Raw genomic sequence first — 22,928 nt, forward strand, 5'->3', positions numbered from 1 at the left:
CATCCGTCGCGGCCTCAGTCGTCGTGGTCGCTGATCATCGACCGTGGTCGCTCGAATCTGCGCGCGTCATCGAAGTCGGTGCTCTCCTGGTCGTATTGCCGTTCCGGCGAATTCGGCGGCGCGACCGACACGGGCGGCACCGCGGGCAGCACGGATCCGACGTCGGGCACGTTCTCGATGAGATCGGACAGCTTCGGCAACTGCGCCTTGCGTTCGCGCAACGGTTCCATCAGCTGCCTGGCCTGCTCGTTCACCTTCGAGGCGGCGGCTTGCACGGCCTCGGTCATCGCCTTGGCGATCTCCGCGTGCGTCAGATCGTCGATGTCGTCGGCGAACAGGGTCTCGATGAGAATGCCGTCGGCGTTGACTGTCACGCTGATTCGCTTGTCGCAGGCGGTGACGGTAGCGGTGAGTTCGGCACGGTCGCGGTGGATCTCGGCAAGGCCCTGCATTTGTTCGTGCAGCGCTTCCATCATCATCGCGGCATCGGCCTTCAGCCGTTCATTCGCCACCAGAAGCCTCCACATCATCGGTCGAGCCGTGCCGCAGCGCCGCGCCGAGCCCAGTTGGCACCCACTGGGATTCAACACGGTCCAAGTCATGCATGCGTAAGCGCAGGCGTAAGCGCGACGTAACGCGGAGATAATCGAGGATCATTCGCGCAATGCGGGGCCGGCTCATGCCACACAACACCGCGTCGGCAGCGAACTGTACCTCAGCGGGCACGGCGACGGAGCGCTAAGCGAATTTGGCGTAGCGGCCAAACTTGTTGAATCTCAAAGTATCTCGAGCCCGGAATCACTATCATCTGTCCGGTGAGCTTTCCGGAGTCGATCGTGCGGGCATTGCGGGCCGCTCCGGAAAAGGTGGTGGTCGAGCACGGTGCGCGCGCGGTCAGCCGGGGCGAGCTGCTCGCGATGATGGGCACGATCGCCGCTGGCCTTCGCAGGTCTGGGCTCGGCCCGGGGTGTGGCGTCGCCATGGTCGTCGATGTCAGTGCCGAGTCGTTGGCCGGGTACCTCGCGGCGTACACCCTCGGCTGCCGTGTCATCGGAGTGCGCCCCGGCCTGAGCGAGCGACAGCAGGCTCATGTACTGGGCAATGGCGTGGACGCGGTGCTGGACGACCAACAGGTGGCGGCGTTGCTGCGCGGCCCAGCGACCCCGTTGACAATCGAAGCGCGACCGGGTGACATCGCCCGGGTGGCCTACACCAGTGGCACCACCGGTCTACCCAAAGGCTGCGCGCAGACCTATCAGGCGATGTCCGCGCACTGGTCCTGGGGCAGCGAGACGTGGAGTAGGGATACCGCGGAATTGGCCGCGTGCGCCGATCGCTACCTGCTGTTCGGCACGCTGGCCAGTGCGGTGGTGCAGGACTACCTCGCGCTGTGTCTGCTCGGCGGCGGCACCGCGGTGATCCCGGAATCCGATGGCACACCGCTGTTTCCCGGGGTCATCGAGCGGCTACGGATCACCGCCACCATCATGAACGTCCCCCGGCTCTACCAAATGCTGGACGACCTACGCGCCGCGCCGACCGACACCAGCAGCCTGCGCGCCATGGTGGTCGCCGGGTCACCGCTCACCGCGCACCGATTGACGGCGGCCGTCCGGGCGTTGGGCCCGGTGGTGCACCAGGCGTACGGCCAGACCGAGACCGGCGGTCTAACCGCGCTGACACCGCAGGATATCGACGCGGGCGTGCTCACCTCCGTCGGCCGTCCGCTGCCCGGAGTGCGGGTGGACATCCGGGACAACGAGATCTACGTGCGCACCGACTACATGATGTCGGAGTACTTCGGAGACCCGGCGGAGACCGCCGACGTACTCGTCGACGGCTGGCTGCGCACCCGCGACCTCGGCTACCTCGAGGACGGGTATCTCTACCTCACCGGCCGCGCGCGGGACGTGATCATCGTGGACGCGCTGCCCGTGTACGCGGGCCCGATCGAGCGAGTATTGGCCGGGCATCCGGATGTCGATCAGGCCTATGTCGTCGGCGCACCGGATGATCGCCGCGGCGAGGCCGTGCACGCCTTCCTCGTGCCCCAGGCGGGGCATTCGCCGGACTCGACCGCTTTGTCGGCCCTCGTCCGTACGGAACTCGGCGAGTCGAGCGTGCCGCAGACCTACACGGTGGTGCCGGATGCCCCGATCGCGGCGAGTGGCAAGCCGGACAAGAAAGCCTTACTGGAGCTGTATCGACGGTAGAACACGACATTGGAGGAACCTTGTCCGAACTCGACTACCTGGTGATCGGCGCTGGACCGGCCGGTCTCCAGATGGGCCACCACCTACAGCAGGCCAGCCGCGACTATCTGATCGTGGAGGCCGGCCCGGCCGCTGGCACGTTTTTCAGCCGATTCCCCCGGCACCGCCAGTTGATCTCCATCAACAAGGTGCACACCGGCTGGGACGATCCCGAACTGAACCTGCGCATGGACTGGAACACACTGTTGGGTGGGCGCCCGTTCAAGGAATACACGCAGCGGTTCTTCCCCGCCGCCGACGACCTGGTCCGCTATCTCGGCGATTACGCCGCGGCACAAGGATTGTCGGTTCGATACAACACCAGGATCGAACGGATCAGCAGGCCGGACGTATTCGAGGCGGTCGATCAGCACGGCACCGTGCTGCGCGCGCGCCGGTTGATCGTGGCGACCGGTGTCTCGAAACCCTATGTCCCCGAGATTCCCGGCATCGAGACCGCCGAGCTGTACACCGAAATGTCGGTGGATCCAACGGAGTTCACCAACCAGCGGGTGCTGATCATCGGAAAAGGCAACTCGGCCTTCGAGACCGCCGACAACCTGATCGAGCACGCCGCCGTGATCCACGTCGCTGGTCCCCACTCCATCCGAATGGCCTGGCAGACACACTTTCTCGGGCACCTGCGCGCGGTCAACAACAACTTCCTCGACACCTATCAGCTCAAATCGCAGAACGCGGTCCTGGACGGCAACGTCGTCGACATCGCCAAGCAGCCGGACTCGTCGTATCTGGTGACGGTGAGCTTCGCCCGGGTCAACGAGGTCACCAAGGACATCCGCTACGACCGGGTACTCGCGGCAACCGGATTCCGTTTCGACGCTTCGATTTTCGCGCCGGAATGCCGACCGGAGCTGAAAATCGACGACCGGTTTCCGGCCCAGACCTCGGCCTGGGAATCGATCAACGTGCCCGGCCTGTACTTCGCGGGCACCATCACGCAGGAACGCGATTTCAAGAAATCCACCAGCGCGTTCATTCACGGGTTCCGTTACGCGACACGGGCATTGCACCGAATATTGGAGCAACGTCATCACGCACGGACCTGGCCGTACCGCGACCTGGCCGGCACCAGCGCGGCGGTCGGCGAGGCGATCCTGGCGCGAGTGAACCGGACCTCCGCGCTGTGGCAGTTGTTCGGCTTCCTCGGCGACGTCGTCACGCTGAGCACGGACGGGTCGGCGCGGTATTGGGAGGAAATGCCGGTCGATTTCGTGCCGGACGCCATCGCGGCCGGCCACCTCGGCGAGGTGGACACCTACCTGGCGATCACCCTGGAGTACGGCAAGGACCACGACCACCTCGACCCGTTCGACATCAACGCCCGCCGGATCGCGCAGTCCGACGCCGAGCACGCCCTGGACGGCCGCTACCTGCATCCCGTGCTCCGGCAATATCGCGGCGACCGGCAAATCGCCGAACACCACATCACGGAGAACCTCGAGAACGAGTGGACGGACGAAGCGGTGCACCGCGCACCGCTGCACGACTTCCTCGAGTCCGTGTTGCGGTCGCCGGAGCTGACACCGTGACCTCGTCGCTGGCCGCCCTCGAACAGCGGGCACGGGAACTGCTCGATCCCGTGCACTACGACTACTTCGCAGGCGGGGCGGGCGACGAGATCACCTTGGCCGACAACGAGCAGGCCTTCCGGCGGCTGGCACTGCTGCCCCGCGTGCTGCGGGACACCAGCGGCCGATCCCTCGCGACGAACCTGCTCGGCGATCCGAGCAGCATGCCGGTGTTCGTGTCGCCCACCGCGTTTCACAAACTGGCGCACGCGGATGGCGAGCGAGCCACCGCCAGGGGCGTGGCGGCGGCCGGGCTCATCCTGATCGCCAGCATGGCGGGGACGGTGGCCATCAGCGAGGTCACCGCCGCCGCACGGGAGATCGATCGCGAAGCGCGCGTGTGGTTTCAGCTGTATCTACAACCCGAGCCGGAGGTGACCACGGAGCTCGTCCGGCGGGCCGAGCGAGCAGGCTGCACGGCGCTGGTGGTGACCGTCGACTCCCCGGTGCACGGCCGCCGGGCCAGGGAGGACCGCCACGGTTTTCACGATCTGCCCGCGAGTATGTGCGCGGAGAACATGCGAGGTCTACCCGGGACGACCGGAGACGCGGTCCGGCCGATCGCGATGTCGCCCGACTTCACGTGGGAACACCTATCTCGGCTTCGTGAGACATCGCAACTCCCCCTTGTGCTCAAAGGGATCCTGCACCCCGAGGACGCGCGGCTGGCGGTGGAGTACGGAGCCGCCGCGATCGTGGTGTCCAATCACGGTGGGCGCCAACTGGATCGCACGCCCGCATCCTTGGACGCCCTGCCCGGGATCACCGCCGCGGTCGCCGGTCGGATCCCGGTATACCTCGATGGCGGCGTCCGGTGCGGCTCAGATGTAGTGCTGGCGGTGGCACTTGGCGCCGCGGCGGTCGGTGTGGGACGGCCGGTGTTGTGGGGTTTGGCCGTCGGTGGCGACAAGGGGGTCACCGGCGTGCTGGACACCCTGCGCTCCGAGTTCGAGCACACGCTCACGCTGTGCGGGATAGCCGAACTGTCCGAGCTGAACGCTGGCCTGGTCGCCACGCGCGGGGCAGCGCGGTGACCAGACCGGCCCCGATGCTTGCCGCGGCGGGCGCACTGTGGGCGGTGTCCCGCTGGCTGCCGCAGGCGGTGGTGGCACTGCGGGTGTGGATCTTCGCGAAAGTCAACGGCAGCAACGAGATCACCCTCCCCGGCGAACGCGGCGGTCCAGATCTGTTCTGGCAGCTGTACACCCACCGGGCGGCCAACGGGCGCAGCCGAGGCGCGGCCCTGTCGGATCTGTTCTGGTACTGGCTCGCGCCCGGCCCTGAGGTACACCAGGAGCATCTCGAGGACGGCCCCCGCTACGACGAGGCGGCGCGCACCACCCGCGCCGTATTGTCCATACCCACCACCGAGATCGAACAACTCGCCGACCGCTGCGCCCGCCAGGTACTCGACGAATTGCCCACTCGCCCACTAACTCTGGTGCGACTACGCGACCTGATGATGCCGATCTGGGCACAGTTCTTCTACGAGTTGGTCTTCCGCGAACCCTGTCCGCGCGCCGCCAGAGACCTCATCGTCGGCAACGCCGACGACGTAGTCACCTCCCTCAAATGCACCGGCCTTCGACACATGCGCCGACGCGACCGCCTCACCCGATACCTGCTCACCAGAATCGACGCCGACGACATACCCCACCAACTACCCACCTTGCTCAGCCGCCGCGAACAGGCCCACTACCTGCAGGGCGCGTTCTTCAACACCGCCGTCGTCCAGATGTCGGAGGGCATGGCCCACCTACTCCTGGCAATCGCCCAACACCAGGACGTACAACACCGCATCCTCGCCGACCCGAACCCGCAATACCTGGACCACGTCCTAGACGAAACCCTGCGCCAATTCCCACTTTTCGGCATCGCCCACCGAATCACCACCGACAACATCGACCTCGGCGACGGCACCACCATCCCCACCGGCACCGTCCTCTGCTTCAACTACCCCGACTTCGAACGCACCGGCCACCCCGACCCAGACCGCTTCGACCCCGACCGCTGGTCCACCACCCGCCCCAAAGACACCCACCACATCCCGTTCGGCGTAGCCGCCAACCGCCCCTGCCCAGCCTGGCGCCTATCCCCCATCGCCATGCGGACAGTCACCCGAACAGTCCTCGCCCGCTACCACCTACGCTCCTCCGTCTCCCACACCCGCTCCATCCCCCACCGAGCCCCCTGCCTCCTCCTCTCCACCACGAACCCACCATCACCAACCCGCGTACGCGCCACACTGGCCGCACTACGCGCCAGAGACCGCTTCGAAGACGTCTGGCGAGGCCTAACCCAACTCATCCTGGGCACCTACATGGTCCTCGAGGCCCGCCACCTACACCTCTGCGCAACCTACTTCGCAGCGCAAGATCGTCAGCAGACCCCGACCTGCCCAGTAGCGAGCCCCCACTAACCTTCCTCCGCGCCACCGCGCTGATCAGGCGATTCGGGCCTGATCCCGCGCCGAGATCCGACGTGAGGACACTGTATCCAATTCAGTAAGGTATATTAAATCTACGTAGATTCAATCTACATAGATGTCGCCTACGAAGAGGGGACTGATGACGTCGGGATTCGTCGGGCGCAGCGTCGAGCTGGGACTTCTGCGGACTCGCTTACAGCGAGTCGGGGAGTCTCGCAGGGGCACCGCTGTTGCGATCAGAGGGCGCCGACAGGTGGGAAAATCGCGGCTGGTTCAGGAATTCTGCGATGCGGCACAGGTGCCCTATCTGTACTTCACCGCCACCAAAGGTATGCCGGTCTCCGAATCGCTCGCGATGTTTCTGTCGGAGTTGAAATGTTCCCGGATCGCGCCTGATCCCGACGCTCTTCCCGAAAGCATCGGTGGCGGATGGCCCGATGCGTTTCGTGTGCTCGCGACTGTGCTCGCGGATACCCCGACCGTGGTCGTGATCGACGAATTGCCCTGGCTCGCAGAACAAGACGCGGTCTTCGATGGCGCATTGCAAACGGCGTGGGATCGATTACTGCAGCAACGACCGATCCTGCTGCTACTACTGGGCAGTGACATCCACATGATGGAACGACTCACCGCTTACGACCGTCCGTTCTACGGGCGAGCCGACAACCTTGTCCTGGAGCCGCTCAATCCCGCCGAAGTCGGTCACGCTCTGGGACTCGACGCGGCGGAGAGCGTCGACGCACATCTGATCACCGGCGGATTGCCAGGCATCTTACGCAGCTGGCCGCACGGCCTGCCACCGCTTCAGTTCGTGCGACGCGAATGCGACGACCCCGCCGCGCCGCTGTTCGGAGTGCCCGAGTCCACCCTCCTCGCCGAGTTCCCCGCACCCGACCAAGCCCGTCGCGTACTCGAAGCGATCGGCAACGGGGAACGCACCCACGCCACCATCGCGGCCACGGCGGGCAGCCGCAGCGGCGCACTACCTTCTGGGACGTTATCGCCGCTACTGCAGCGACTTTCGGCAGAAAAACACGTGCTGTCGGTAGACCAGCCGCTGTCAGTCCAACCCGGAAAACCGGCACTTTACCGGGTCGCCGACAGCAACCTCCGGCTCTACCTCGCCACCCTGCGCTCGGTTCAGGATCTGGTTCGACGGGGCCGAGGCGAGGCGGCCTACAAATTGTTCGCCCGGCGCTGGACCTCGTGGCGCGGCAAAGCCGTCGAGCCCCTCATCCGCGACGCACTCGAACTGAGCGCGCTCGCCGGAGCACTGCCATGGAAAGACGTCACCACGGTCGGTGGCTGGTGGAACCGCACCTTCAACCCCGAGATAGACCTCATCGGCGCCGACCGCGCCCCCATCGCGAACCGGATCATCTTCGCCGGATCCATCAAATGGCTCGGCACCCCCTTCGACCGCCACGACCTAGCCGAACTAACTCGCGCGGTCGCCGACGTTCCAGGCTTCGAACCACGCGAAACAGCATTGGTCGTAGTGTCTTTGACCGATATCGACACTGCACTGACCGACACCGTCGATCTGGTATGGACTGCCACCGATGTGCTCTCGGCATGGCGTTGAGATTGCCCGCTATGACGACTGCTGGGACACTCACCCTGCGACAGGTTCGGGGAAACGGGTGAAGCGGAGGGTGACGAGTTGGAAAGGTCGCAGTCGCAAACGAACTCCGGTGCCCTCGGCGGCCGCCGAAACATCTTCCTGCAGTGGACGTTCCAGTAAATCACAGACTTCGAATCCGCTGGCGTCGAAACCGGCGGTCACCAGGGCCGAGGCCCTACCGCCGTGTGCCTCGTACACCCGGAGCACGACGTCGCCGCTGCCGTCGTCCGCGAGTTTGACCGCGCTTGTCACCACGGCGTCTTTATCGATGGCGAACAGAGGCTCGACGGCTTCGGCGACGCCTGGCCGCAGTGGTGTCAGGTTGATTCGGTAGCCCGCGCGTACCGCGTCGCCGATGGACGCGCCTGGGATCAGGGAGTGCCGGAAGTGGTGGGCGCCGTGGTCGGTTTGCGGGTCGGGGGATCGCGGGGCTCGCAGTAGGGACGCTCGAACTGTGGTCGTTGTGCCGCCGTCGGGCCGGACGGTGCGGGTGACGTCGTGGCCGTAGGTGGAGTCGTTGACGAGGGCGACGCCCCAGCCGGGTTCGGCGACGTGGACGAAGCGATGGTTGCAGGCTTCGAATTTCGCGTATTCCCAGCTGGTGTTGGTGTGGGTGGGGCGGTAGAGGTGGCCGAATTGGGTTTCGGAGGCGTAGCGGTCGGCGTGGATGTCCAAGGGGAAGGCGAGTTTGAGGAATTTCTCGGTCTCGTGCCAGTCGATGCTGGTGTCGATGTCGAGGGATGCCGAGCGCAGGGTCAGGGTCTGTTCGACCGTGGAGGACCCGAACGAGCGGACGATCCGGATACTTGCCGAATCGGTCGAGGCCGCAATGGAATCCGTTTCGGTGAGATCGGTGACCCGGTTTCGGTAGAAGAGATCGACATCCCAGGCATCCCAGGAGTTCGGCAGATCCGGATGCAACTGCAGCAGGTTCGCGACCGAATCCGGCGGCAGTGTCTCGCGATCCCGCTCGACGTCGAATATCGACACGATCAGTCCACGCGCGTCCACCTCGACCCGCAGCAGACCGTTGTCGAGGACGAACCCGCCACCCGTACGCTCGACCGCCGAACACGGATGTTCCGACCGCTCCGGGCCTGCCGCACCAGCCGGGATCGACCGCCACGTGTGCGGCGTCGGGTTGAAGACATTGGGCCCCAACGCTTCACCGCCGAGCGCCCACTGCGCCCCCTCGATGATCGCCGTCAGCTCCGCCGCAACTTCCGCGTAGGTCTGCTCTGCCTCGCGATACACCCACGCGATCGACGAGCCAGGCAGGATGTCATGAAACTGGTTCAGCAACACCGTCTTCCAGATCCGATCGAGCTCGGCGTACGGATACGCGGCGCCCTTGCGCACCGCCGCCGTCGCGGCCCACAACTCGGCTTCCCGCAGCAGATGCTCGCTGCGCCGATTACCTTGCTTCGTCTTCGCCTGACTGGTCAGCGTGGCGCGATGCAACTCGAGATACAGCTCCCCCACCCACACCGGCGGATTCTGATATTCGGCCTCGGCCTTGGCGAAGAACGCGGCAGGCTTGTCCCACACCACCTTCGGCGAACCTTCCAGGTTCTTCATCCTGGCGGCCTTCGCGACCATCTCCCGCGTGGTGCCACCGCCGCCGTCGCCGAATCCGGTCGGCGCCAGCGACATCGACGCTCGCCCCTTCTCCTTGAAATTCCTTGCGGCGTGCGCTATCTCGCGACCCTGCATGGAGCAGTTGTAGGTGTCGACCGGCGGAAAGTGGGTGAAGATTCGCGTTCCGTCGACACCCTCCCACAGGAAGGTGTGGTGCGGAAACTGATTGATCTGGCTCCAGGAGATCTTCTGTGTCAGTAGCCATTTGGATCCGGCGGCCTTGATGATCTGCGGCAGCCCGGCCGCGAAGCCGAAGGTGTCGGGCAGCCAGGCTTCCTCGTTCTCGACACCGAACTCCTCGAGGAAGAACCGTTTCCCGTGCACGAATTGGCGCGCCATCGCCTCGGAGCCCGGCATATTCGTGTCGGCCTCGACCCACATGCCGCCGGCCGGCACGAACCGTCCCTCCGATACCGCTTTCTTGACCTTCTCGTAGACCTCCGGCCGATGCCGCTTGATGAAGTCGTATTGCGCGGCCTGCGACATCGCGAAGACGAACTCGGGTTCCTCGGCCAGCAGCGCGGTCATGTTCGCGGTGGTGCGAGCGACCTTGCGCACCGTCTCGCGCAGTGGCCACAACCACGCCGAGTCGATGTGCGCGTGCCCCACCGCAGAGATCGTGTGCGCTGACGGAATCGCCGGTTTCGCCAGCACATCGACCAGACACGCCCGTGCGGCCGCGGCGGTGGCGTTGACGTTCTGCAGATCGATGGCGTCGAGCGCACGCTCGATCGCCCGGACGATGTCGTAGCGCCGAGCCGGATCCTCCGGCATCTCGTGCATCAGCTCGCCGAGCACCTCCAGATCCAGCACCAGCTGCCAGACCTGCTCGTCGAAAACCACGAGATCCATTCGGCCGAGCCGGTATTGCGGCTCGCTACCGGCGGTGAGTTTGTCGCCGAGCGCGGTCGGCGCGAAGAACGGAATGACCGGGTTCGACGCCGCCTCGACGTGCAACAGCACCTGCTCGCCACCGACCGACGGAGCCGCCACCCGCACCCACTGGCTACGCGGGTGCAGGCCCTTGACCGGCGATCCGTCCGGCCGATAGACCAGGCCCTCGCATTGGAAGCCGGTCATGTTCGGATCGAAACCGATGTCGATGATCGCCTCGACGGTCTTACCCGCCCACTCGGCAGGCACCGTCCCTTCGACCGTGAGCCAGCTCGTCCCCCATGGCGCACCCCACCGGTCGCCGGATCGCACCGGCGTCCGCGGCGCGGCCAAGCCCTCGGCGACCGGCACCGGTTCATCCGGCGCCACCCAGATACCCGCGGTGAGCGGCACCGACTCCGGGTAGATCGCCGGTGCGATCCGCTCGTTGAGTACTCGCCCGAGGCGGTCCTCGATCAACCGACGGTCATCGTGCATAGCGGTGGCTCCATTCGGATCGCGGCCATGATCAACGAACTGCACCCATTCTGCGGCAGCGCGCTGAATTCTCCGGTAGACCGGCCGTTTTCGCTCCGGCACGGACGTCTTCTGCCGTATTCGCGGGAATGGGCTTCGGTGGGCATCGTCTTGTGACAACGTCGGGGTGAGGATGGATTTGCCTTTCAGGAGGAACCCATGGCATCGAACTGGCGGATGTTCGCGGCGGTGGTGAGCGTCAGCTCGCTCTTGGTCGGGGTGGCGGCCTGCGGGTCGGGCGGCGACGGGACGTCGTTGACGATCACCGCCAACGCGATCAACTCGGCGGGCGGGAAGAACGCGGCCGAGGCGAAGTGGATCGAAGACTGGGTCATCCCGAAATTCGTGGCGCAGCAGCAAGCCAAGGGTGTCACGGTGAAGGTGAAGTTCCAGGCGACCGGTGTGCCGGACGAGGATTACAAGAGCCGGATCGCCAAGGACCTGAAAACCGGCACCGGCGCCGATGTGGTGTCGCTGGACGGGATCTGGGTCGGCGAGTTCGCCGAGGGCGAGCAGATCAAGCCGCTGGATGATCTCGTCGGCGCAGACAAGGTCAAGGCGTGGGACGGCTGGCAGCACATGCCCGACACCGTGCAGCAGTTGACGTCCTACCACGGCGCGCAATACGGCATACCGCAGGAAACCGACGGGCGGGTGCTGTTCTTCAACCGCAAGCTGTTCACGCAGGCGGGTCTGCCAGCGGATTGGCAGCCAACTAGTTGGGACCAGGTTCTGGAAGCCGGCCGGAAGCTGAAGGCGGTACCCGGGGTGACCCCGGTACAGCTGAACGCGGGCACCAGCTTTGGCGAAGCGACGACCACCCAGGGCATTCTGCCGTTGCTGGCCGGCACCGGCAGCACGCTCTTCGAGAACGGCAAGTGGGTCGGCAATACCGCGAAATTCCGTCAGGTGCTGGACTTCTACCGCACGCTGTACGGCGAGAAGCTGGGCGACGCGGAGTTGCAGCAGGACGCCAAAGGCCGGGAGAAGAGCTTCGAAAAGTTCGCCAAGGGCCAGGTGGGCATCCTGTTGGAGAGCGACTACTTCTGGCGCGGCGTGCTCAATCCGACCGGCGGCAGCTTTCCGATGGCCGAGCGGGACACCCAGGCGGGCTGGGCGAAAATCCCCGCGGCGACACCCGGTACCGGGGTGCGTCAACAGGACTTCGTGAGCATGTCCGGCGGCGGCGGGCGGGTGATCAACCCGAAGAGCAAGAACGTCGGATTAGCTTGGGAACTAATGCAATTCATGAATTCGCCGGAGGCGTTCAAGGAGTTGATCGCCGGCGGCGGGCCGCGGATCACCGCGCGACAGGACGTGAACGCCGACGCGCTGGGCGGGGATCCGATGCTGACCTTCGTGTCTCAGCAGATCCTGCCGATCACGTCGTTGCGGCCCGCGCTGCCGGAATACACGCAAGTATCCAAGGCATTGCAACAGGCCACGCTGGATGTGGTCACCGGCAAGAGCACCACGGACGCCGCGGCGGCCTATGGCAAGGCGGTGGCGGAGGCGGTCGGTAAGGACAAGGTTGCCGGTGACTGATCCCGGACCGCCCGCTGGCGCCGAGGTGCGAGCCGATACCGACGTCGCCGGGTTGGGGCGTTGGAAGGCGAGCGCGTTCGTCACACCGGCACTGCTGCTTGTCGCGGCCTTCCTGGTGTTTCCGGCGCTGTGGCTGCTGTGGATCGGACTGACCAACCTCACCGTGTCCGGGCGCACCTCAGTGGACGTTTCCTTTGTGGGACTGGACAATTACGCGAAGGCGCTGCAGGACCCGCTGTTCGGCAACAGCGCCTGGATCACGCTGCTGTTCGTGTTCGGCTCGGCCATCATCGGACAGAACTTCCTCGGTTTCACCCTGGCCTGGTCGATGCGCACCGCCGCCCGTGCGGTACGCGCCGTGGTGGAAAGCCTGGTGCTGCTCGCCTGGATTCTGCCCGCCAGTGTCGTTGCCGTGCTGTGGATTACGATGCTCGATCGCGACGAAGGCACCGTCAACCGGCTGCTGGATCACCCCGGCTACGCGTGGATGATCCACCAGCCACTGGCCGTCATCATCGTGTTCAACATCTGGCGCGGCACCGCGTTTTCCATGCTGCTGTACTCGGCGGCGCTGTCCACGGTGCCGCCGTCGCAGCTCGAGACGGCGCGGCTGGCCGGTGCGTCCGGGCCGCAGCTGCTGCGGGACGTGGTGTTTCCACACGTGCGCGGGCACACGCTGACGAACACGTTGCTGATCAGCCTGTGGACCTTCAACGACTTCACGCCCTACCTGTTGACCAGGGGTGAGCCGAACCACCGCAGCGAAACCCTGCCGATCTTCCTGTACCGGCAGGGAATCGACGACGGCGCACTGGGTTACGGCGCCGCCGCTTCGGTACTGATGCTGCTGATCAATTTGGTGCTCGCGCTGTTCTACCTGCGGCTGCTGCGGCGGAGGGCCTGATGAATCCCAGACAGATCGTCTCGCGAATCGCCTTCTACACCTTCGTCGCGGTGGTAACCGGTTTCTTCGCACTGCCGATGCTGTGGCTCGCCTCGGCCCCGTTCGACGCCAACCCCGGCTACGCGCCACGCATACCGGAAAAGCCTACCTTGCAACACTTTTCGGCGCTGTTCGACAACGACCTGACGATGGGCTCGCTCTGGAACTCCGTGCTGCTGTCCTTCTTCTGCATGGTGCTTGTGGTTTCGAGTGCGGCGCTGGCGGCGTACGCACTGTCTCGCGTCCGCGTTCCTGGCCGAGATGCCTTGCTGTACTTGCTTTTACTGCTGTCCAGCGTGGTCACCGGCACCGCGGCGATGGTGCCGATCTTCCTGATGATCTGGAAGCTCGGGCTGCTGGACCAAGAGTTCGGCGTGGTGCTCGTGCTTTCCGGCGGGTTGTTGCCCGCGGCGATCTTCATTCTGAAGGACTTCATGGACTCGGTGCCCCGGTCCTATGAGGAATCGGCGCGGGTGTTCGGGGCCGGGCCGTTGCGCATCTTGCGCGACATCGTGGTGCCGATCGCCCGGCCGGGGCTGGCCACCATCGCGGTGTGGACCGTGGTGAATGTGTGGGGCAGCTACCTGGTGCCGTTCCTGCTGCTGCGCGATCAGGACAAGCAACCTGCCGCGGTGGTGGTGCGCACCTTCTACGACGAGGGCGGCGGCGCACAGCTCGGTCCGATCTCGGCGTTCTCGCTGCTGTACTCGATTCCGGTGGTGCTGATGTATCTATTCGTCAACCGGCGCTACGGCTTCCGGCTCCACGGAGGGATCAAATCTTAAATGGCGCAGATCGATCTGGTCGACCTGACGAAAGTCTTCCCGGGCGACGTGAAAGCCCTTGACGCCCTGACCTTCACGATTCAGGACGGTGAGTTCTTCGCGCTGCTCGGGCCGTCCGGGTGCGGCAAAACCACGCTGCTGCGCACTATCGCCGGGCTGGAAACCCCGACCGGCGGGCAGATTCGGATCGGTGACAACGATGTCACGCGGTTGTCGCCCGGGCGGCGCGACGTTGCGATGGTCTTCCAGGATTACGCGCTGTTCCCGCACATGACGGTGGTCGACAACATCGCCTATCCGCTGAAGGTCCGCGGCACCGATCGGCGGACCCGGGCGGCGAAGGCCACCGAGACCGGAAATCAGCTGTCCCTCCAGGGATTGATGGATCGCCGCCCCGCCGAACTCTCCGGCGGCCAGCAACAGCGAGTGGCGCTGGCCCGCGCAATGGCCTGCCACCCCAAGGTTTTTCTGTTCGACGAACCACTGTCCAACCTCGACGCACGCCTACGCCTCGAAGCCCGCACCTTCTTGAAGAAGCTGCAACACGATCTCGGCGTCACCACCGTCTTCGTCACCCACGACCAGGCCGAAGCGCTGGCCCTGGCCGATCGCATCGCGGTGATGTCGAACGGCCGGATCCGCCAACTCGGCACCGCCCGTGCGGTATTCCGCCGCCCCGCCGATACCTTCGTAGCCAACTTCATCGGATCGACGCCGATGAACCTGATCCCAGGGGAGCTGGTCGGCCAGGACCCCGCCGTCATCTGGGGTGCCCGCCCGGAGTACCTGACCTTCTCCGCCACCTCCGTACCGGATGCCCTGCGCGGCACCGTCTCCACGGTCGAACACCTCGGCGCCACCTCGTTGGTCACGGTGGCGGCCGACGGGTTCAACGTAGGTGTCACGGTGCCAGAGGCGGACGAGCCCGCCTTGGGCACCGACGCTTGGGTAGTCTCCCAACCCGGCCGAGTCCTGTTGTACGACGCCGAATCAGGTCTCCTACGCGCCTAACCAGCGTTGCCGGGTCCATGGGAAGAAGTCACGCTCGGCGGCGGCGATGAGGTCGCGATAGCCCATGCCATAGGTCCACGCCGCGTACCGGAACGCGTCGAGAGCCGCCTCGAGTGGGTCTTCGTGGTCGACGCAGAAGTAGGCACCCACCGGTGGATATTGCTGAATGTGCGCACTCGAGCCCGGCACACCGGAGACAACCGTCTTCGATATGCGCGGGTCACTGTCGAGGCGGCGGCGCAATCTTGCACTGCTCCGGAAATGCGGCGGCGGTGGCTGATTGCCGTCCATGGCCAGCAGACCTTCGCGGATCCAGTCGACGTCGGCGAGGCCCGCACGTTCGAAGGCACGGTGCACACTCCACCGCGCGAAGGCGCGCTGCTGCGCCGGGGTGAGTGCTTCGACGTCCTCGAGCAGGCCGGGACCGAGCGCCGACAGGTAGTACGCGGAGACGATCCCGGCGAGCGCGGGACTCGGCGGTCGCAGACCCCACTGCCGGGTGCGCTCGTAGACGGCCTGTGCCAGTGGATGGTCGGGCGTGACACACCGCACGTCACCGTTGTCGTCGACGACGTAGACAACGCCGTAGTCGATTCGGACCTGATCAGTCGGCGACGGCGCGTTGTCGGTTCTGCGCGCGTGCCGGACTCGGGACACCCCGCAGGCGGGCGACGAGTGTCGTGGCTGGTGGTGTTCGGCGAATTCCCCGGTGTGGTACTCGGCGAATTCCCCGGTGTGGTTCCCGAGGAATTCCCCCGTATCGGTGGCGTCGCGGCCACCGGCATGGGCGGGCAGCAAGAAGCGGCCCGACGGGATCGGATCCTCCGGCCACCTCGGATGCATGATCGCGTCGTCGGCGGACTCCTCGACTACCTCCCAACCACCACGATCGGCATCGGTGGTCGCATGGTCGGCGGTGCTGTCAGTTCCGCTGAACTGGCTGTGGTGAGCTCGGATTCGGTGGCGTGGCGTGCGCATGGTCAATTCCCCTGACGTAGAAGCGGATCGTCCTCCAGTAGCTGGTGGCGTGATGCCACCTTCCTCGGTCGACAGCACCGCTCAGGAAGCCGCTACTGGTCGGCCGCCCAACAGTGATAATAAGTAAATTCAGGCATCTGTTATCGGATATGTCGCACCTCACCCACCCCGCGTTATCCGCATAAAGCCACACTGAAAATCACTGTTAATCAGGCTGATAACCCGCCCCAATCCACACCCGCACACCGGCGCCACACCGCCCGTTGCCGCGCATCATTTATCGTGCCGCGCGCCAAAATTGCCAGCAGTTTATGCGCATCGGCACAAACAAGGCGCGCGAGGAAGGCGACTGTCGCGAGATAGCTTCGTACGAGCGCGGTACCCCTCAGGCGTCGAATCGATGGCGTGCGGACTCGATGTGCCCGAGGTACCGGTGGGTCCAGCCGCACATTCGATCGACTGTTTCGCGAAGGGCTTGGCCCGGCTCGAGCAGTGTGTACTCGACCCGCGGCGGCACGGTCGGGTGCACGTTGCGCTCGACCAGTCCGTTGCGTTCCAGCATCCGCAGATTCTGGGTGAGCATCTTGTGACTGATCCCCTCGACCTCGTCGCGCAACTCACCGAAGCGCAAGGTGCGTTCACCCAATGTCTCGATGATCAGCAGCGCCCACTTGTTGGCAACATCCGAGAATATTTCGCGCGCCAACGAATCCGCGCGCGACAGGTCCGCATCGTCGGTCAATCCACTGACCTGCTTAGTCACCATCAGGTTCCCCAGTCACAAAAAAGTGCGTTCTTCCACGTCAGAGGCCACTCTCCTACAGTTCTCCAGTAACCACAAGTGACCACGAGAGCAACACCCACGGAGGCAAGCACCATGTCCATTACCCTGGTAAACCCCAACGGCCTCCCGGAAGTCAGTGCCTACCACCAGGTCTCGATCGCCGCCGGCACCGAACTGATCTTCGTCGCCGGCCAAGTCTCGTGGGATGCCACCGGAACGACCGTCGGCGAAGGCGACCTGGCCGCCCAAGTCGAACAGTGCTACCTAAACATCGCCACCGCACTGGCCGAAGTCGGCGCAACCTTCGCCAACGTCGCGAAACTCACCGTCTACGTAGTCGATTGGACCCCCGACAAGATGCCCCTCTTCGGCGAGGGAGTGCGCCGCGCAGCCGCCAGGCTCGGCATCACCCCGGCACCTCCAGGCACCCTGATCGGCGTCGCCGCCCTGGACATCCCCGCCCACCTGGTCGAAGTCGAAGCCACCGCCATCCTCGACTGAACCCACCGCCGCCCACTCGTTCCTGGGCGGCTCGGTCTCAGCGAAGATGAGCTCTATCACCGGAGGCACGGGCCAGTCGATCCGGGCTGGTCGCTGCGTCGACCACGGTGTTCCGGAGCGTGCCGATGCCGGAGATTTCGACCTCGATGACGTCGCCAGGTGTCATCGGGCCGACTCCGGCGGGGCTGCCGGTGAGGAGGACGTCGCCGGGTTGGAGGGTGATCCAGCGGGTGACGAATGCTAGTAGTTCAGGTACTCCGAAGACCATTTCCGAAGTGGGAGCGGATTGGACGACTCGGCCTGCTAGGCGGGTGGTGATCTGCAGGGCGGCGGGGTCGGGGATGTCGGTTTCGATCCAGGGGCCTAAGGGGCAGAAGGTGTCTGCGCTCTTGGCGCGGGTCCATTGGCCGTCGGCTCGCCAGTCGTCGGCGGTGACGTCGTTGGCGCAGGTGTAGCCGAGGATGAAGTCGGTGGCGCGGGCCGCGGGGACGTTGCGGGCGATGCGGCCGATGACGACGGCCAGTTCGCCCTCGTATTCCAGGCGCTGTACCTCGGTGGGGCGCAGAATCTCCGCGTCGAGGCCGGTGATCGCGTTGGGGGACTTGAGGAACAGCGATGGCTGCTGCGGCCATGGCCTGCTTTTCTCGATGATCTGGCCTGCGTAGTTGCTGCCCGCGCAGACGATCGTGCGGGGGTCGCACGGGGCAAGCAAGGTCAGCTCCGACAACTTCCCCACCACCGCGCCGAGCTCTGCTTCGAGCAGATCGTGCACGACATCGCCGACCAGGGCACCACACCCGATCCGTCCGTCGATCGAGTAGCGGACGATACGCATCGATGTCTCCTATTCGATTTCGGCCAGTGCTTCGCGCACCAGCTCGACGGGATGCCACGCGGTGCGACCCGCGCCGTGGAATATCTGCTGGCGGCACGACACACCGGTCGCGGCGACGATGGTGTCCGCCGACTCGGCGGCGAGAGCCGGGAAAAGCCGGTCCCCGCCAACGGTCATGGACGTTTCGTAGTGCTCGGACTCGAAGCCGAACGAGCCAGCCATCCCGCAGCACCCGGAGTCGATCTCCACCACCTCGACACCCGGAATCCGGCGCAGCAACGCCATGGTGGCGGCCGTGCCGACCTCGGCCTTCTGATGGCAATGGCCGTGAAAGACGACCCGCCGGCCCGCAAGCGGGGAATCCGCGCGCAGCGTCAGCCGACCCGCGTCGATCGCCTCGACGAGCAACTCCTCCACCTGCTTCACTCGCTCCGCGACCGCGCGCACCGACGTCGAATCCGGCAGCAGCGCAACGTGTTCGTCGCGCAGCATGAACAGGCACGACGGCTCGCACCCGACGATCGGCGAGCCGGGTTCGGTGTCCTCGGCCAGCGAACGGACGAGGCCGGTGGCCTTCTTCTTCGCGTCATCGAGCAGCCCCTTGGACATGCTCGACCGCCCACAACACCCACCGCTCGCGAGCTCGACCCGCCAGCCGGACCGCTCCAGCAGTTCGATCGCCGCCACCCCGATGTGCGGCTCGGTGAACGTGGTGAACGAATCGGCAAGCCAATTCACCGTCCCCAGCGGCGTCTGAACAACCGTCACGTCCCGACGGCGGAACCACCGCAGCAAGTTGACCCGCTGGAACACCGGCAATGGCCGAGCAGCCGTAATGCCGAGCATGCGGTCCATCATCCGGCGCGCGAACCCGTTGCGCCCCGGCATATTCGACAGTGGCGCCGTCGCCGACCCGATCCGGTTCAGCAGCCGTATCGAACCGAAAGCCCTTGAACGCAACGGTGTTCCATGGATTTCATGATGATGCGCGAGCGTCTCGGCCTTGAGTGAGGCCATGTCGACACTCATCGGGCACTCACTCTTGCACGCCTTACACATCAGGCACAGATCGAGAATCTCGTGCAACCGCTCACCACCGAGCGCGGCATGCGGATCCGGCTCGGACAGCGCCTTCACCAGCGCGTTGGCCCGCCCACGGGTGGAGTGTTCCTCGTTCTTGGTCGCGATATAGGACGGGCACATCACCCCCGCGGTGGATTTGCGGCACAGTCCGATATTCATGCAGCGATCCGCCGCGCCGCGCATTCCCCCGACGACCTCGAACTGCAGCGCGGTAGTCAACGGTGGCGCGGGCGGCAACGCGTCACGGTCGCGCAGGTTCTCGGTCATCGGCGGCGCGTCGACGATCTTGCCCGGGTTCATCACATTTCCAGGATCGAAGAGCCGCTTGACCTTTCGCATCGCCTCATACAGTTCGTCACCGAAGACCTCCCGGTTGAACTCGCTGCGCGCGAGCCCGTCGCCGTGCTCACTGGAGTTCACCCCGCCGTACTCCGCGACGAGATCCTTGACCGCCTCGGCGACCGTGCGCATGGTGATCACCTGCGCCGGATCGGTCAGGTCGACGAACGGGCGAATGTGCAGGCAGCCGACCGAGCAGTGCCCGTAGAACCCAGCCTCCATCTGGTGCTCGTCCAGAATCTCCTTGAACCGCTTGGTGTATTCGGCCAGGTGCGCCGGATCGACGGCGGTGTCCTCCACGAAGGCGAGCGGGCGGCGGGTGCCCTCGCCCGCGGCCATCAGCAGGCCGAGGCTGGACTTGCGGACCTTGAGCAACGCGCTCTGATCGGCGGCGGTGACCGCCCGCAGCGTGTGGTAACCGTGCCCGTTCTGCTGCCATAGTCGATCGAGCCGGTCCAGATCGGCGATCAGCGGCCCCTCGTCGTCACCGCTGAACGAGACGAAAAGCAGTGCGCCCGGGTCACCTACGAGAATGTTGCCGAGCTCGGCGTACTCGATCTTCCGCCGGGACAACTCCAGGATGGTGCGGTCCATCAACTCGACCTGATGCGGCTCGCAGCTCAACGCGTCCGTGGTGGCCGCGATGGCACTCACGGTGTCGGTGAAGTGCCCCACCGCGTATACCGTTCGGGCAGGCTTGGGCACCAGGTCCACCAGCGCGTGCGTGGCGATCACCAGCGTGCCCTCCGCACCAACCACGAACTTGGCCAGGTCGAACGGCTTGTCTTCGCCGAAATCCACCAGCCGGTCGAGCCGGTAGCCACAGGCGCGCCGCCAGAACGTCGGCATGCCTGCCTTGATGGCCGACTCATCGGCAATGACCAGTTCCGGAAGTTCTTGATAGATGCGGCCTTCCAGCGTCTGCGCCGACGCGCGCCGTTTGCGTTCGGCCTCGTCGACCGGTGCCAACCGGGCGCGTGAGCCATCGGAGAGCACCACGTCCAGCGCCCGCACGTGATCGATCGTCATGCCGTAGGTCCTGGAACCGCTTCCCGCGGAATTGTTTCCGATCATCCCGCCGATGGTGGCCCGATTGCTCGTCGAGGTATCCGGGCCGAACATCAACCCGTGCGCGCCCGCGGCCTGGTTGAGCTGGTCCTGCACCACGCCCACCTCGACCAGCGCGGTGCGGGCGATCGGATCGATCTCCAGGATCCGGTTCATGTAGCGGGACAGGTCGAGTACCAGGCCCGGACCGACGGTCTGTCCGGCCAAACTCGTTCCGGCACCACGGGGCACGATCGGCACCCCCAACTCACCGGCGGCCCGCACCGCCGCGGCTACGTCGTCGGCGTGCCGTGGAAACACCACGCCCAGTGGCGTTATCGAGTACATGCTCGCGTCGCGGGAGAAGATATGGCGGCTGTAGTCGTCGAAGGCGATTTCACCGTCCATCGTCGTGCGGAGCGCGTCCTCCAGGCGTGCGGCGATGGCGGACCGATCGGCCGTTGCGGTGGGTAGGTTCATGAGAGTCCTTTTGATCCTTGGTAATTCACGACGGGGACCATTCGGCGGCCGACCCGAAGACCGGCCGCCGCGGCGGTTACCCGAGCGGGGCAGCGTCCGTCACCGGTTGCGTCTGCGCCCCAGCGGGCTTCGATATGACCACCGCTTGTTGCTCCACCAGAACGGGTTTCGGCTGCACCGCGTTCGTCGCCTCGCGCATCTTCTTGCGCAACGTCAGGACGAGCAGTCCGGCGACAGCGAAGACCCCGCCGAAGAACGCTTGGGTGAGCGCGTACCCGCCCCCGCTGATATCGCTGAGCCAGCCGCCGATATAGGGCCCGAAGAAGCTGCCGAGATTGCCGATGCCATTGATCAGGCCCAATCCCGCCCCGGCGGCCGCGACCGGAACAAGTTTGGTGACCGTCGCCCAGAACGGTCCGTACCAGGCGATCGACGCGGCCGTACCCAAGATCATCGCCCCGAGTACCAGCCACTTCTGATTCGGCGAGATCAGACTCGCGCCGCCGAGAATGATCGCCGCGGACCCGAGAACCAGCGCCATGTGCGCGATGTGCCCGCCGCGTTTGTCCGCCGATCTGCCGATGAGGATGATGGCGACGCCCGCGGCGATCTGCGGCAGTATCGCGACGAAACCCACCTTCAAATCGGTATGGAACGCCTTTTTCAATACGCTGGGCAGCCACAGGGTGAGGCCGAGCAAACCCATCTGCGTCAACGTGTAGATGAGGGCGAAGTGCCACACGATCTTGCTGGTGAAGGCCGCCTTGAAGGTGCCGCGGTGCTGCAGCGGTTCGCCCTCCGCGACCCGGGAACGCTCGATGAAGTCGCGTTCGGCGGTCGACAACCACCCGGCCTTGGCGGGCGTATCGCGAACTACCGCAAGCCAAGCCGCGAGCCCGACGACCAGCGGGGCACCGCCCTGGATGATGAACATCCAGCGCCAGTCCGTGTAGGTCAGCAGGATGCCGGAGAACGGTGCGGCCACGATCGCCGCGATCGGGGTGTACAGCTTGAAAATCGCGTAGGCCCTACCTCTTTCGGCGAAGGGGAACCACGTCCGGATGGTGGCCATCAACGCCGGTTGCACGCCGCCCTCGGCCACGCCCAGCAGGAAACGGGCGATCAACAGCTGGCCGACGGAATTGGTGAAGCCTTGGGCCATCGCGGCCACACTCCACAACACCATCAGGATCGCGATCCACTTTCTGGCACTCCACCTTTCGGCCATATACCCGCCGGGGATCTGCAACAGCAAATAGCCCCAGAAGAAGATGCCGCTCGCCAGGCCCTGCTCGGCCTTGCTGAGACCCATATCGGTTTCGAGGTGCGGCAGCGCGAAACTGATGTTGGTTCGGTCGATATAACAGATGACGTAGATGAAGACGACGATCGGCAAGATATACGTCCACCGCTTCATCTCGGACAGACGCCGGATCGGCGTAGTTCGCTCGGACAACGACCTACCTCCTCGTAGGTGGCCGACGTGAAAAGCGTCGGCGTATAGCGGATCCCGGCTCGTGCGGAGCATCGGGAGAGTCACTCGTGGCGGAGCAGCGAGGGTCGAGATCAGGAGGCCGGTGTCGCGTTGAAGCGCCGATCTGGCGGATCTGCCGTGCTTGACGTCCACGCCGTAATGGCGGGGGCTTACGATGTGCC

General features: G+C 65.3%; 17 protein-coding genes. 10 read left to right on the forward strand and 7 right to left on the reverse strand.

All coding sequences use genetic code 11. The features are described from left to right. Positions 1-14: 14 nt before the first annotated feature. Positions 15-512, reverse strand: a complete 498-nt coding sequence (locus ACIA8C_RS23500) for a YbaB/EbfC family nucleoid-associated protein (RefSeq protein ID WP_397138038.1) — start codon at positions 510-512, stop codon at positions 15-17. Between the two features lie 303 nt (positions 513-815). Between ACIA8C_RS23500 and ACIA8C_RS23505 the strand changes: the two genes are divergently transcribed. From ACIA8C_RS23505 to ACIA8C_RS23525, 5 genes are all read left to right on the forward strand, one after another. Further along, a complete protein-coding gene (locus ACIA8C_RS23505) occupies positions 816-2,213 on the forward strand; it encodes a class I adenylate-forming enzyme family protein (protein ID WP_397138040.1) in 1,398 nt (465 codons plus the stop codon). Between the two features lie 20 nt (positions 2,214-2,233). Beyond that, a complete protein-coding gene (locus ACIA8C_RS23510) occupies positions 2,234-3,802 on the forward strand; it encodes an NAD(P)-binding domain-containing protein (RefSeq protein ID WP_397138042.1) in 1,569 nt (522 codons plus the stop codon). After that, positions 3,799-4,875, forward strand: a complete 1,077-nt coding sequence (locus tag ACIA8C_RS23515) for an alpha-hydroxy acid oxidase (RefSeq protein ID WP_397138044.1) — start codon at positions 3,799-3,801, stop codon at positions 4,873-4,875. Before ACIA8C_RS23510 ends, ACIA8C_RS23515 begins: the two co-directional genes overlap by 4 nt. Then, entirely contained in the window at positions 4,872-6,260 is a 1,389-nt protein-coding gene (locus tag ACIA8C_RS23520; RefSeq protein ID WP_397138046.1) for a cytochrome P450, read from the forward strand. The genes ACIA8C_RS23515 and ACIA8C_RS23520 overlap by 4 nt, the downstream gene beginning before the upstream one ends. 148 nt (positions 6,261-6,408) lie before the next feature. Beyond that, entirely contained in the window at positions 6,409-7,854 is a 1,446-nt protein-coding gene (locus tag ACIA8C_RS23525) for an ATP-binding protein (RefSeq protein WP_397138048.1), read from the forward strand. 30 nt (positions 7,855-7,884) lie between these two features. On the opposite strand, the gene ACIA8C_RS23530 is transcribed toward ACIA8C_RS23525, so the two are convergent. Continuing rightward, a complete protein-coding gene (locus ACIA8C_RS23530; RefSeq protein WP_397138050.1) occupies positions 7,885-10,902 on the reverse strand; it encodes an alpha-mannosidase in 3,018 nt (1,005 codons plus the stop codon). 198 nt (positions 10,903-11,100) lie between these two features. Between ACIA8C_RS23530 and ACIA8C_RS23535 the strand changes: the two genes are divergently transcribed. Genes ACIA8C_RS23535 through ACIA8C_RS23550 form a run of 4 tightly spaced genes read left to right on the forward strand, consistent with a single transcriptional unit; the run spans position 11,101 to position 15,225 of the window. Beyond that, positions 11,101-12,486, forward strand: coding sequence for an extracellular solute-binding protein (locus ACIA8C_RS23535; protein WP_397138052.1), 1,386 nt, complete (start codon positions 11,101-11,103; stop codon positions 12,484-12,486). Continuing rightward, entirely contained in the window at positions 12,479-13,390 is a 912-nt protein-coding gene (locus ACIA8C_RS23540) for a carbohydrate ABC transporter permease (RefSeq protein WP_397138054.1), read from the forward strand. The genes ACIA8C_RS23535 and ACIA8C_RS23540 overlap by 8 nt, the downstream gene beginning before the upstream one ends. Beyond that, complete coding sequence (locus tag ACIA8C_RS23545; protein WP_397138056.1) at positions 13,390-14,214, forward strand: carbohydrate ABC transporter permease; 825 nt, start codon at positions 13,390-13,392, stop codon at positions 14,212-14,214. Before ACIA8C_RS23540 ends, ACIA8C_RS23545 begins: the two co-directional genes overlap by 1 nt. After that, complete coding sequence (locus ACIA8C_RS23550) at positions 14,215-15,225, forward strand: ABC transporter ATP-binding protein (RefSeq protein ID WP_397138058.1); 1,011 nt, start codon at positions 14,215-14,217, stop codon at positions 15,223-15,225. Here ACIA8C_RS23550 and ACIA8C_RS23555 read toward each other — a convergent pair. Continuing rightward, on the reverse strand, positions 15,214-16,203 hold the full coding sequence (locus ACIA8C_RS23555; protein ID WP_397138060.1) for a hypothetical protein: 990 nt from the start codon (positions 16,201-16,203) through the stop codon (positions 15,214-15,216). The genes ACIA8C_RS23550 and ACIA8C_RS23555 overlap by 12 nt on opposite strands. A 385-nt stretch (positions 16,204-16,588) precedes the next feature. Further along, positions 16,589-16,969 (reverse strand): winged helix-turn-helix transcriptional regulator, encoded by a 381-nt coding sequence (locus tag ACIA8C_RS23560; RefSeq protein ID WP_397138062.1) that lies wholly within the window; start codon positions 16,967-16,969, stop codon positions 16,589-16,591. Between the two features lie 111 nt (positions 16,970-17,080). Here ACIA8C_RS23560 and ACIA8C_RS23565 point away from each other — a divergent pair, with 111 nt between their 5' ends. After that, entirely contained in the window at positions 17,081-17,488 is a 408-nt protein-coding gene (locus tag ACIA8C_RS23565; RefSeq protein WP_397138064.1) for a RidA family protein, read from the forward strand. Between the two features lie 37 nt (positions 17,489-17,525). Here the strand turns inward: ACIA8C_RS23565 and ACIA8C_RS23570 are convergent, their stop codons facing one another. The 3 genes from ACIA8C_RS23570 to ACIA8C_RS23580 form a co-directional block, all read right to left on the reverse strand. Next, complete coding sequence (locus ACIA8C_RS23570; RefSeq protein WP_397138067.1) at positions 17,526-18,323, reverse strand: fumarylacetoacetate hydrolase family protein; 798 nt, start codon at positions 18,321-18,323, stop codon at positions 17,526-17,528. A gap of 9 nt (positions 18,324-18,332) precedes the next feature. Then, complete coding sequence (locus ACIA8C_RS23575; RefSeq protein WP_397138069.1) at positions 18,333-21,272, reverse strand: FAD-binding and (Fe-S)-binding domain-containing protein; 2,940 nt, start codon at positions 21,270-21,272, stop codon at positions 18,333-18,335. 76 nt (positions 21,273-21,348) lie between these two features. Further along, positions 21,349-22,728, reverse strand: a complete 1,380-nt coding sequence (locus tag ACIA8C_RS23580; RefSeq protein WP_397138071.1) for an MFS transporter — start codon at positions 22,726-22,728, stop codon at positions 21,349-21,351. Positions 22,729-22,928: the final 200 nt, after the last annotated feature.

This window comes from Nocardia sp. NPDC051321 (assembly GCF_044455225.1).
GTDB lineage: Bacteria > Actinomycetota > Actinomycetes > Mycobacteriales > Mycobacteriaceae > Nocardia.

Excerpts from the sequence above, each read along its gene's own strand:
- ACIA8C_RS23535 (WP_397138052.1), top strand. The coding sequence starts at position 11,101 with ATGGCATCGAACTGGCGGATGTTCGCGGCGGTGGTGAGCGTCAGCTCG.
- ACIA8C_RS23530 (WP_397138050.1), bottom strand. The coding sequence starts at position 10,902 with ATGCACGATGACCGTCGGTTGATCGAGGACCGCCTCGGGCGAGTACTC.
- ACIA8C_RS23560 (WP_397138062.1), bottom strand. The coding sequence starts at position 16,969 with ATGGTGACTAAGCAGGTCAGTGGATTGACCGACGATGCGGACCTGTCG.
- ACIA8C_RS23545 (WP_397138056.1), top strand. The coding sequence starts at position 13,390 with ATGAATCCCAGACAGATCGTCTCGCGAATCGCCTTCTACACCTTCGTC.
- ACIA8C_RS23525 (WP_397138048.1), top strand. The coding sequence starts at position 6,409 with ATGACGTCGGGATTCGTCGGGCGCAGCGTCGAGCTGGGACTTCTGCGG.
- ACIA8C_RS23565 (WP_397138064.1), top strand. The coding sequence starts at position 17,081 with ATGTCCATTACCCTGGTAAACCCCAACGGCCTCCCGGAAGTCAGTGCC.
- ACIA8C_RS23570 (WP_397138067.1), bottom strand. The coding sequence starts at position 18,323 with ATGCGTATCGTCCGCTACTCGATCGACGGACGGATCGGGTGTGGTGCC.
- ACIA8C_RS23550 (WP_397138058.1), top strand. The coding sequence starts at position 14,215 with ATGGCGCAGATCGATCTGGTCGACCTGACGAAAGTCTTCCCGGGCGAC.
- ACIA8C_RS23555 (WP_397138060.1), bottom strand. The coding sequence starts at position 16,203 with ATGCGCACGCCACGCCACCGAATCCGAGCTCACCACAGCCAGTTCAGC.
- ACIA8C_RS23575 (WP_397138069.1), bottom strand. The coding sequence starts at position 21,272 with ATGAACCTACCCACCGCAACGGCCGATCGGTCCGCCATCGCCGCACGC.